The organism is Rheinheimera sp. MMS21-TC3 (assembly GCF_032229285.1).
GTDB lineage: Bacteria > Pseudomonadota > Gammaproteobacteria > Enterobacterales > Alteromonadaceae > Alishewanella.
In genome coordinates, this window is the sequence record NZ_CP135084.1 from 2,392,188 (window position 1) to 2,404,121 (window position 11,934).

Consider the following 11,934-nt stretch of genomic DNA (forward strand, 5'->3'; position numbering starts at 1 on the left):
TTAATATAAAACTTGAGTTTAATGACAAAAATAAGATTACGTGTTTGGTTGCTACTTTGTAGCTTATTGCCTGCGCTGCTGCTTAGTGTATTCTCAGGCGGCTATTTTAGCTATGTTCGTTATCATGAACTGCAGCTTTCTTTAACTGAACAAGCGCGCCAAATTGCAATCCCATTGGCTATAACAACTGCTTCTTTATTAGCTTCTAATAACCAACAAGACTTACAGAAGCTTATTGACACTAGCCATCGCTATAATTCTGCTTCATTAAATAGTATTGCAATAGTTAATCTACAAAATAAGCTGTTATATAATAGCAATCCGCAATTTAACGCAGCGACATTACCGCTAACACAGCCAGACCAATTAGCCGAGCATGGCTTTTTTAATGAAACAACCTCTAATTTACTATTCTATCATCCACTGACAACGACACAAAATGGCCAACAAACTAACTTAGGCTATTTAATCTTAAATCTACATAAAGATCAGCTACAACTGAGGCAACAGAATTATATTTTATACCTAGTGCTGATTTTAATTTTATGCTTATTAATATGCTGTACGCCGGCCTTTTATATTTTGCAACGCTTATATCACCCCATCCGCGAGATGAACAAGCAATTACAACAACTTATTGATCATGATGAGCTTAAAAACACCCCATTAATCAAATGCAATAGCCCCTTAATTACCGCTAAAGAACTGCATGAAATGCAGCAAGGCTTACAACAATTAAGTGCCCAAATTGTTAGTCAAGAACAAGAAATGCAGCAACAAATTGATCAAGCAAACAGTGATTTGCAGCAAACTTTAGAGCAACTAGAAGTACATAACGTGCAATTAGACTTTGCTCGACGTAAAGCATTAGAAGAAAACCGACAAAAATCTGAGTTTTTAGCCAAAATGAGTCATGAATTACGTACCCCACTCAATGGAGTAATTGGTTTTACGCGACAAGTGCTAAAAACTCAATTAACCAATAATCAGCATGATTATTTAATGACAATCCAAAAGTCTGCTAATAGCTTATTACACTTAGTTAATGATGTATTAGATTTCTCTAAGCTCGAAGAAGGCCGGCTATCTATTAATTCTGAGCCTTTTTCACTACGTGAGTTGCTAAATGATGCAACTGAATTACTGGCTGCCAATGCATTTGATAAATACTTAGAGTTAGTCTTAATAATTGCGCCTGAATGCCCTGATGATATTATTGCTGACCCTAAACGCTTTAGCCAAGTACTCATAAACATTGCTGGCAATGCTATTAAATTTACCGATCATGGCAGCATTGTTATTCGGGTAAACTGTAACTATTTAAGTGATGGTCAAATAATGCTGCATTGTTCGGTACAAGATACCGGACGAGGAATTCATCCCGAGCAACAAAAGCAATTATTTCATGGTTTTGGCTCTTCAGAGTCCAGCAGCCATCAGTCTGGATCCGGTTTAGGCCTAATGATCTCGCAGCGTCTAGTCAAAGCTATGGGTGGTAAAATTGGCTTTGAAAGTGCTCAAGCAGAAGGCTCTACTTTTTGGTTTACCATAAAGTGTAACCATCACCAACTTAGTATTGCCGAGACTTTACCTATAGCGGTATTAGAACAAAAAAGTGTACTGTACTTCGAGCCGCAGCAATATTCACGTGAAGCCATGTTACAGCTACTACAAAGTTGGCATCTAAATGTCACCACTTGCAGCACCCTAGCACAATTGCAAAGTGCATTAAAAAATCAACAGCATTACGACATAGCAATCATTGGTAAAGCTATTGCAATTAATCAAGTTAATCACATTATAAGCGTTATGCAGCAAGTTAAACCTTATTGTGATTATACTTACTTATTAATTAATACCTTATCTCCTAGTATTCGCGAAATCTTACTTAATGCTGGCGCCGATGCTTGCTTATCTAAACCTGCCCACTTCAACAAATTAGCCATGATGTTAGCCAGCCCCTATTTACAACATAAAGCGCCCGTTACACAAGCTGAGCTACCAACTAAAGCCGCATTAAAAGTACTTACTGTGGATGATAATGAAGCTAACTTAAAGCTAATTAATACCCTACTAGCAGAGCAAGTAGAGCATATAGAGTCAGCTTGCGATGGCGCAGAAGCTTGGCATAAAGCGACTCAACATCTTTATGACATTATATTTTTAGATATTAATATGCCTATTATGGATGGTATTAGCGCCTGCCAGCGTATTAGGCAAAGTTCGTTAAATGAACATACCCCTATCATCGCCGTTACCGCCCATACAGCAGATGGCGAGCGTGAACGACTAATAATGCTCGGCTTTGATGAGTTTTTAAGTAAGCCTTTGGATGAAAAGATGTTGCAATATATTTTGCAAGAATTTTGTCAGCAAAAACTAAACACGGCTCCTAGTAACGTAAATCCAACCGTATCTTGGCCGCCTAGTAAAATAGTTGACTGGCCACTGGCATTAGAGCAAGCCAATGGTAAAGTTAATTTAATGCAGGATATGCTAGCAATGCTAGTGGCTAGTATTAAGCCCACCCAAGAAGCCATAGCTAATGCCATTAAACAGCAAGATAGCGAAGCCTTATTGCATCAAATTCATAAATTACATGGCGGCTGTTGTTATACAGGGATACCTCTCTTAAAGCGTCTAGCTGAAACAATTGAAACTAGTTTAAAACAACAAGTTTCACTACAAAAATTAGAGCCCGAGCTATTTGAATTAGATGATTTGTTAAATACCTTATGGCATGAATATCAGCAATGGCCGGAGACTTTTAGTGTTTAGTGGTGAGTGTTTAGCGTTCTAAAATTACGGTGGCTGCAGCGTAAGCTTGTTCATCAGTGATTGATAGCCACTTTTGTGTTACCGCCATGTTTTGCGCCAATTCTGCTGCGTAGTCAGTAAAGTTAAGTACAGGAGCGCCATGTTCATTATTACTGATATGAATATGCTGAAATGAAACACCACGGCCAATCCCAGTACCTAAGGCTTTAGCTGCGGCTTCTTTTGCCGCAAAGCGTTTAGCAAAGTAACGTGTCGCTTGCTCTACATTCTGGGCCAGCCGCTGCTGATATATCTCTTGCTCAGCAGCACTTAACACCCGTTTAACTAAGCCTGGGCTGCGCGTTAAGCTGGCAGCTATTCGCGCAATTTCTACAATATCTGTACCCAAGCCTACAATAGCCATTTAGCTGCGTGCCTCTACCATTAAACGTTTCATTTCTGAAACGGCATTAGCTAAACCTGAAAATACCGCTCGCGAGACAATGGCATGGCCAATATTCAATTCATATATTTCAGGAATAGCGGCTATAGGTTGCACATTATGATAATGCAAACCATGACCAGCATTAACCGTTATACCTAAAGAGGCAGCATAAGCTGCAGCTTCTTGGATCCGTTGCAACTCAACCTGTTGCAACTTAGCATCAGTTAGTTCTGCATATTTACCGGTGTGGATTTCAATAAAAGGTGCGCCAGCTTTTGCGGCGGCATCAATCTGTTTTTTATCGGCATCGATAAATAACGATACAATAATATTTTGCTCTGCCATTTGGCTAATAGCATCAGCAATCTTTCCCGCTTGACTTAGCACATCTAAACCACCTTCAGTGGTTAACTCTTCCCGTTTCTCTGGTACAAAGCAAGCAAAATAGGGCTTAACCTCAGTAGCAATTTTCAGCATTTCATCCGTTACTGCCATTTCAAAGTTTAACCGGGTGGCAATAGTCTGGCTCAGGACAAAAACATCACGATCAATAATATGGCGACGGTCTTCACGCAAATGCACCGTAATACCATCAGCGCCTGATTGCTCTGCAATTAAAGCAGCATGCACGGGTTCAGGGTAATAAGTACCTCTGGCTTGGCGTAAAGTAGCAACATGATCAATGTTCACACCAAGAAAAATAGGCTGTTGCATGCAAAACTCCTTATCATTAAGGTCATTAAATTTATGTTTCTATTAAAATTCTTTGCGGTTGGTTAGATTGAAATAGGCACTAACTAAAAAGTGCTTTACTCGCTAAGGGTTTAGCGCCAAGTAAGGGGGCTAATAAAACCCGACTTATTTGTTTAGCACAGCGTCTAGTCTCAGGATCTAGCCATAGCTGATTACCAATATTCAGTAGATGTTGTCCCTGCCAACCCGTTTTAGCAGGCATAAAACCTTGTTCATTAAGCCACTGGTATCTTTGCTGGCCAACAATAGCTTGCCCGCTGTAATCTGTTTGCCAATCAATGGCGATACCAAGCTCAATTAACAACGAAAACTCAAACTGACGCAAACAAGGCTCTAGTTGCAACTGGGTGTCAGTTACAGCTGCTAATTGCTGTAAACTGTACTGATATAAGCTAAAAAGATGCTCTGTTGCTAAATCATTTGGCCAAATTCGGCAAATTAACTCATTAATATACATAGCACTAAATAAAACTTTGCCCTGTAAATTAAATGCAGGCGCCAACTCTTCAACTTTAGCCACTGTTTTTAATTCTGCTCGGCCTACAAGTTGTAAACTCAAAGCTTGAAACGGCTGCAGTGACACCCGTTGCTTAGCATTTCGCTTACGAACCACAGCAGAAACTCGACCTACTTCTGGTAAGAGTAACTGCAAAATCAGCTTATCTTCAGCTAAAGCACGACGGTGCAAAATATAGCCTGGGATAAAAGGGTTATCTAGCACGCGAACTATTACTAATCTTCGCCGTAACCTAAGCTACGTAGCGCACGCTCATCGTCTGCCCAGCCCGACTTAACTTTTACCCAGACTTGTAAAAATACCGGTTGCTCTAACATAGCTGCCATATCAAGCCTTGCTTCAGTGGCAATAGTTTTGATCCGCTCACCTTTATTACCAATTACCATCCGCTTTTGACTTTCTCGCTCTACTAACACCAAAGCAGCAATATGGTAATGCTTTTCTTCCCACTTAAAGCGTTCAATTTCAACAGTAACAGAATAAGGTAACTCATCACCTAAAAAGCGCATTAGCTTTTCTCGCACCATTTCAGCGGCCATAAATCGCATAGAGCGGTCAGTAACATAGTCATCAGGAAAAAAGAACTCACAAGGTGGTAGATGTTTTTGTACTAAGCTGCGTAAAGCTTCAACATTGTCACCAGTCTCTGCAGATAGTGGCACCATGCCTATTGAGTTTAACTGCTGTGCTAACCATTGCATATGAGGTAACAAGGTATCTTTATCGCGATATAAATCAACTTTATTAACGACTAAGATAACAGGCTTTTTCGCTGCTATTAAACGCTCTAAAACCATTTGGTCATCATCTGTCCAGCGAGTGCCTTCTACAACAAATAAAACAAACTCAACATCTAATATAGAGCTGGCTGCTGCTTTATTCATTAAGCGGTTAATGGCCCGCTTTTCTTCAATATGTAAGCCCGGTGTATCAACATAAACGGTTTGATAGTTAGCTTGGGTATCTATCCCTACAATACGATGCCGCGTTGTTTGCGGTTTTTTTGAGGTAATACTAACCTTTTGACCTATTAACTGGTTTAAAAGGGTTGATTTACCCACATTGGGTCGCCCCACTATCGCAACTAAAGCAGCGTAAGTAGGCGCTTCACTATCAGTGCCAAAAGTAGCAGGTTTATCTGTCATTAGATATTTTTTCCAACGCCATATTGGCAGCATCTTGTTCAGCTTTACGCCGTGAGCTACCAGTAGCAGTAAAAGGAGGCATACCCGTAATAGTACACCTTACAGTAAAGGTTTGTTGATGCGCCTCGCCTTGAGTAGCAATAACATCATAAGCAGGCAAATCTAAGTGCAAGCCTTGTAAATATTCTTGTAATAATGTTTTAGAGTCTTTTTGTTGGCCAGGCGTAATTTCAGCTAAGCGAGATGCAAACCAAAACAAAATGCGCTCTTTACAAGCAGACATTCCACTATCTAAGAAAATGGCGCCTAAAATAGCTTCAAATGCATCGGCTAAAATCGACTCACGGCGAAAGCCACCACTTTTAAGTTCACCTGGTCCTAAACGCAGAAAATCTGACAACTGTAACTCTTGAGCAATTTCAGCTAAGGTTACACCTTTAACTAACATAGCCCGCATCCGGGTTAAATCACCTTCACGGGCTTTGGGAAATTGACTATATAGGGCTTCGGCAATCACTAAACTTAGCACAGCATCACCTAAATACTCTAAGCGCTCATTATGCTGCCCTTTACAGCTGCGATGAGTTAGTGCCTGCTCTAATAAATCAGGATTGGTAAATTCATAGCCAAGCTTTAGCAGTAATGGCTTTAAACTTTTTTGCATCATGGTCTCTTATCTGTTTTATTAGTGAATTGGCCCTAAGCGCTCAAAACGAATACCAACCGGTACCCAGCGAGGTAGCCAGCTGTTAGCATCGTCATTGAATTCAAAACTCATCCAGATAAATACCGCTTTACCTACTAAGTTTTCTTCTGGTACAAAGCCCCAAAAACGACCATCACCACTATTATCTCGGTTATCGCCTATGGCAAAATAATGACCTTCAGGCACTATAAATTCATCAATTTCAGTGTTCGCTTGCTTATAAAATATCTGGGTTTGTTCAGGACGCATAGGTGTTTGCAATATATCATGGCTAACTTCACCTAACTTTTCAGTATAACGACGCTGAGGGTATTGCCCTTGAAAGAATTCACCTTCATTTTTTAACTCTAACGCTACCACTTCCAATTTATTAGTACAATTTTCAGCTTGCTCTACTGTGCAGGCTTTTTGAATAAACAACTGTTTATTGCGGTAAATAACTCTGTCGCCAGGTAAGCCTATAATTCGTTTAATATAATCTACTCTTGTATCTAGCGGATATTTAAATACCGCTACATCACCACGCTCTGGCTTTTTATTGCTGTATAACGTTTTGCGCCATACCGGATCTTTAACATCGTATGCAAATTTCTCTACCAAAATAAAATCACCTACTAATAAAGTAGGCATCATAGAGCCAGATGGAATTTGAAACGGCTCATATATAAAAGAGCGAAATATTGTTATTAGCGCAATCACAGGGAAAATAGACTTTGCCGTTTCAACATAAGAAGGCTCTTTTAATAGCTCATTGGTTGCTACTTCAGGTAACTCACCTTTAGCAGCAGCCTTAGCTTCAAGTACACGTTGTTGCCGTTTTGGTGCTAAAACCCAAGCATCCAGTAACCAAATTAAGCCACAAGTTAATGTCAGTAATACCAAAAATATTGCAAAGTAACCTGCCATGTCTATCCCTTAATTATTTGCCAACTTTCAAGATAGCCAAGAAAGCTTCTTGTGGAACTTCAACGTTACCCACGTGCTTCATCCGTTTTTTACCTTCTTTTTGTTTTTGTAGTAGCTTTTTCTTCCGGCTTATATCACCACCATAACACTTAGCTAAGACGTTTTTACGTAACTGCTTAACACTTGTTCGGGCAATAATATGACTACCAATAGCGGCTTGAATAGCGATATCGAACATTTGCCGTGGGATCAGCTCTTTTAACTTTTCAGCTAACTGTCGGCCTCGGCCTTGAGCAAAGTCAATATGACTAATAATAGCTAGCGCATCAACACGCTCACCGTTAATTAAAATATCGACTCGCTGCATATTAGAAACTTGGAAGCGTTTAAATGCATAATCTAAAGAGGCATAGCCACGACTGGTTGACTTAAGTCGGTCAAAAAAGTCCATAACCACTTCTGCCATAGGCAACTCGTACACTACAGCAACTTGGCGACCATGATAACTCATACTCTTTTGCACACCGCGCTTTTCAATACATAAAGTAATTACATTACCTAAATATTCTTGCGGCACTAAAATATGCGCTTCAACAATAGGCTCACGTATTTCTTCAATATCATTTACTGCCGGTAAAGCACTTGGGTTATCAACCATTACGGTAGAACCGTCTTTTGTCAGCACTTCATAAACAACGGTTGGCGCTGTAGTAATTAAATCTAGATCATATTCACGCTCTAAGCGTTCTTGAATGATTTCCATATGCAACATACCAAGGAAACCAATTCTAAAACCAAAACCTAAAGCGCCTGAGCTTTCTGGCTCATAAAATAACGAAGAGTCGTTTAAGCTCAACTTAGCTAAGGCATCACGGAAATCTTCATAATCATCAGATGATACTGGGAAAATACCAGCATAAACCTGTGGCTTAATACGTTTGAAACCTGGCAAAGGCTTTTCAGCACTATTGCGTGCTAAGGTTATGGTATCACCAACGGGTGCGCCTTTAATCTCTTTAATGCCGGCAATGATATAACCAACTTCGCCTTGGCGTAACTCACCAGTATTGGTGGCTTTAGGGCTAAACACACCTACTTCCGCTGCATCGTACACTTGACCGGTAGACATAATTTTAATTTTGTCTTTGGTTTTAATGCAGCCATGCTTTATCCGCACTAAGGACACTACACCTTGATAAGCATCAAACCATGAATCGATAATTAAGGCTTGGGTAGGCAGATCAGCATCACCTTCAGGTGCTGGTATCTTTTTAACGATAGTTTCTAATACGTCTTTAATACCTATGCCGGTTTTAGCTGAGCATTGTACGGCGCCTAAGGCTTCAATACCTATAATATCTTCTATTTCTTCTGCTACCCGATCTGGGTCTGCTTGCGGCAAATCAATTTTATTTAAAACCGGTATCACTTCTAAGTTCATATCTAGTGCGGTATAGCAGTTAGCAACCGTTTGCGCTTCTACCCCTTGCCCAGCATCAACAACAAGTAGTGCACCCTCACAGGCGGCTAAAGAGCGGCTAACTTCATAACTAAAGTCAACGTGACCTGGCGTATCGATAAAGTTTAACTGATAAGTTTCGCCATCATCAGCTTTATAATTTAAGGTCACGCTCTGGGCTTTAATAGTAATACCGCGCTCACGCTCTAAATCCATAGAGTCTAAGACCTGTTTTTGCATTTCGCGATCAGATAAGCCACCACAATACTGGATAAGGCGATCTGATAAGGTAGATTTACCGTGGTCAATATGAGCAATAATAGAAAAGTTTCTGATGTGATTTAGTTTAGGCATGTTGTCCGCAAAGCTTTGGGCGTCTTAGTGTGGGTGTAGCACGTTGCCTGACACAACCATCCATTAAAACGCAGGTTATATTAAAAAATTAGGCCGAATTGTACTCTATCCCGCTGCGCCTTGCTATGTGTTATTAAATATCAACTACTAACTAATGGCTAATTATTAGTGATTAATAACCGATTAAGTCTGCTGAAGGGCAAGTTGGGGTAAAATTTGCAATATGTGGATCTGCTCTGATTTTTGTTGTTGCCATTGGCCAAATCGCCTAGCGAATAAGAAGCCTAGACTGGCACCAAACAGCGCAGCTAACATTACCCAGCCTTCGGCTAATTGTAAACTATGGCTTGCCACTAAAGATGCTATCAACATTAGCACTAAGGGCAGAAAATAGACCATTAAAGCGGCTTGGACTAAATTTTGCTCTGATACGGCTATTTTAACTTGCTCGCCCGGCAATAATCTTAATTCAGTTGTAACAAAAAAGCGGTGCTGCCTAGGGGTCAGTGTTTTCGCCACTATACCAGTGCCGCATTCGTCACTTACATTACAAGCATTACAACTCGTCACCGGTGTTGTCGTTAACCAGACACCATTAGTTTCTGTTGCTACCACACTAGCAAGTTGCTCTACCATTACTTAACCCCTGCGGCTAATTGTCGTGCAATATCAATACTAATAGGGCCTATTACTGTCACTTCAAGTCCAGCTGCGCTTTGAACAAAAATTGTTGTCGCACCATCACGATATGCTTGAGTGGGTAAGCCTTGGCTAGGTTGAACAAATACTGATACTTGGTGCAGCCCATCCGTTAACAGCCAATAACTTTGCAGATGTGACTCTAGTTGCGGAATAGACGCCGGCTGACTAATAATTTGATAAGCATCAGGCAGCCAGGTTAATTGCTGTTTTACTACAGGCATTGGTTTTACCTCACCAGCGACAGGCGCCGGCAAGTCAGCCTCCAGTAAAGCTTGCAAGTTCTCTGGAAACTCTGGGCTAAGCTGCATATGGGTAATCAACCAGCGCTCAAGCGGTGCCTGCTGCTCTGATAAGGTATCAATACGCAGTGGAAAACCCGTTTCATCGTCTAACCATAACCAATAATGGTAGCGACTAGGTAGCTTTGCTGTCAGACGTAATAACTGTGCACTGCGACCAGACATAACAGAACTACTACCCGGCACTGCATTATATAACTGCTCTAATTTAGATCTAGGTTCAAATAATACTGCGGGTAATTCAGCAATATTATGGCCAGCTAATACAAAAGCTGGCCTGTCACTCAGCAAATAGTAAACAGAGCCGTTACGGCGCAAAATGTCGACACCATTAGTATCTAATGGAATTAAGTGCTCGATTTCTTGCTGTTCTGACTTACCATGCAACCAGCGATAAGTGTCAACTTGATTACCTTTTAGCACCACAAAAGACGCATCAAAGTTATATTCTTTTACAGCATGTTGTACTTTATTTAGTAAAGTCCAACCAGCTTGTTCGGCATGTACCACAGTAGAGAATAACATCAGTACTATGGCACAACAAAAGCCTTGGGTTCGCATCATTATTGCTCGTTTTCAACCACTTTAGTTGATTTTTGATTATTAGCCTGCTGCTGTTGCTCCATGCTACGTACTTGCTGGCGATGGGCGTTCAACAAAGCTTGTAATCGCTTTTGCTGCTCTAGCATAGCTTGCTGCTCTTGTTGCTCAAAACGAGAATTAACTGTCGTTTGACTTAAACTTACCGGCGTAGCAAATCCTGCTACTGGTAGAGTCTGTAACACGGGTAAAGGTGACAGCGTATCTTGCTCTGGCGTCTGCTGGTATTGCTGAACGCCAAAAACAGCCATTAAGGCGACACCGGCCGCTATTGCACCTTGAGCTATAGATTGCAACCAACTGCCATTAGCGGCTTTAGATGCTGGCGTAACCTTAGTCACTAAGTTGCTAGTCTGTTGTAAATTATAGACTGGCTCATCTGCTAGCTTAGCTGCAAGATCATCAGCAAAACTAGCCGGTAATGGGCTGCTCTTCTCTTGGCGCATTACCGCTCCTACAACGTGAAAGCGCTGTAGTTTTTGTTGTAACTCGGCTTGCTCTAGCAACACATCAAGCTGTTGTTCATCAATCTTCTGATTATCGCTGGCAGCTGAGAGCCATTCCTGATTTTCTGACGACATACTAGTTCCTGTCATATTTACTAGTCAAGCTGACCAGTGTTATGCATTGATGCTTAACTTATTAATGGCTTAAGTTGAGTATCAATCGCTTCTCTTGCTCTGAAAATACGGCTGCGAACGGTACCAATTGGACAAGCCATCACTTCCGCAATTTCTTCGTAACTTAACCCTTCTAACTCACGCAAAGTAATTGCAGTGCGCAGTTCGTCAGGTAATTGCTCAATAGTGTTAAACACTACTAAACGGATCTCTTCAGATAATAATAACTTTTCTGGTGAATCTTGTTCTTTTAAAGCATCACTGCCATCAAAGACTTCTGCATCACCAACATCAATATCTGTTCCAGGTGGTTTACGCGCTCTAGCCACCAAATAATTTTTTGCACTATTAACTGCTATACGATAAAGCCATGTATAAAACGCACTATCTCCACGAAAACCGGGTATGGCACGGTAGGCTTTAATAAAAGCTTCTTGTGCTACATCGGCAACGTCTCCATGGTTAGAGACATATCGAGATATTAAGTTCGCTATTCTGTGTTGATATTTTGTAACCAACAAATTAAACGCGGCTTTATCACCCTGTTGTACACGCTGGACAATTTGCCAGTCCAATTCTTGCTCGCTCATGTTCGAGCTTTTCCCCTGTAATACTGACTATAGAGCTAACTGCCGCTGTTGTTCCGAAGCAATAGACCATAGATAAAAGAA

Annotated in this window: 12 protein-coding genes; 1 reads left to right on the forward strand and 11 read right to left on the reverse strand. The window is 40.8% G+C overall.

The genetic code is table 11. The features are described from left to right. Positions 1-21 precede the first annotated feature (21 nt). Entirely contained in the window at positions 22-2,778 is a 2,757-nt protein-coding gene (barA, locus tag RDV63_RS11640; RefSeq protein WP_313909661.1) for a two-component sensor histidine kinase BarA, read from the forward strand. 10 nt (positions 2,779-2,788) lie between these two features. Here barA and acpS read toward each other — a convergent pair whose 3' ends face one another. From acpS to rpoE, 11 genes are all read right to left on the reverse strand, one after another. Beyond that, positions 2,789-3,181, reverse strand: coding sequence for a holo-ACP synthase (gene acpS / locus RDV63_RS11645; protein ID WP_313909662.1), 393 nt, complete (start codon positions 3,179-3,181; stop codon positions 2,789-2,791). Then, complete coding sequence (gene pdxJ, locus RDV63_RS11650) at positions 3,182-3,916, reverse strand: pyridoxine 5'-phosphate synthase (RefSeq protein WP_313909663.1); 735 nt, start codon at positions 3,914-3,916, stop codon at positions 3,182-3,184. Positions 3,917-3,995: 79 nt separating this feature from the next. Beyond that, on the reverse strand, positions 3,996-4,676 hold the full coding sequence (gene recO / locus RDV63_RS11655; protein WP_313909664.1) for a DNA repair protein RecO: 681 nt from the start codon (positions 4,674-4,676) through the stop codon (positions 3,996-3,998). A gap of 11 nt (positions 4,677-4,687) precedes the next feature. Further along, positions 4,688-5,617 carry a GTPase Era gene (gene era / locus RDV63_RS11660; protein ID WP_313909665.1) on the reverse strand — a complete coding sequence of 310 codons (930 nt, stop codon included), beginning with the start codon at positions 5,615-5,617 and terminating at the stop codon, positions 4,688-4,690. Beyond that, complete coding sequence (gene rnc, locus RDV63_RS11665; protein WP_313909666.1) at positions 5,607-6,281, reverse strand: ribonuclease III; 675 nt, start codon at positions 6,279-6,281, stop codon at positions 5,607-5,609. Before rnc ends, era begins: the two co-directional genes overlap by 11 nt. 21 nt (positions 6,282-6,302) lie before the next feature. Then, positions 6,303-7,229: a signal peptidase I gene (lepB, locus tag RDV63_RS11670; RefSeq protein ID WP_313909667.1), complete on the reverse strand. Its 927-nt coding sequence runs from the start codon at positions 7,227-7,229 to the stop codon at positions 6,303-6,305. A gap of 13 nt (positions 7,230-7,242) precedes the next feature. Further along, a complete protein-coding gene (gene lepA / locus RDV63_RS11675) occupies positions 7,243-9,042 on the reverse strand; it encodes a translation elongation factor 4 (RefSeq protein WP_313909668.1) in 1,800 nt (599 codons plus the stop codon). A gap of 183 nt (positions 9,043-9,225) precedes the next feature. Continuing rightward, complete coding sequence (locus RDV63_RS11680; protein ID WP_313909669.1) at positions 9,226-9,678, reverse strand: SoxR reducing system RseC family protein; 453 nt, start codon at positions 9,676-9,678, stop codon at positions 9,226-9,228. Further along, a complete protein-coding gene (locus RDV63_RS11685; RefSeq protein ID WP_313909670.1) occupies positions 9,678-10,607 on the reverse strand; it encodes a MucB/RseB C-terminal domain-containing protein in 930 nt (309 codons plus the stop codon). The genes RDV63_RS11680 and RDV63_RS11685 overlap by 1 nt, the downstream gene beginning before the upstream one ends. Further along, positions 10,607-11,224, reverse strand: a complete 618-nt coding sequence (locus RDV63_RS11690) for a sigma-E factor negative regulatory protein (RefSeq protein WP_313909671.1) — start codon at positions 11,222-11,224, stop codon at positions 10,607-10,609. Before RDV63_RS11690 ends, RDV63_RS11685 begins: the two co-directional genes overlap by 1 nt. 53 nt (positions 11,225-11,277) lie before the next feature. Continuing rightward, positions 11,278-11,853, reverse strand: coding sequence for an RNA polymerase sigma factor RpoE (gene rpoE, locus RDV63_RS11695; RefSeq protein ID WP_313909672.1), 576 nt, complete (start codon positions 11,851-11,853; stop codon positions 11,278-11,280). Positions 11,854-11,934: the final 81 nt, after the last annotated feature.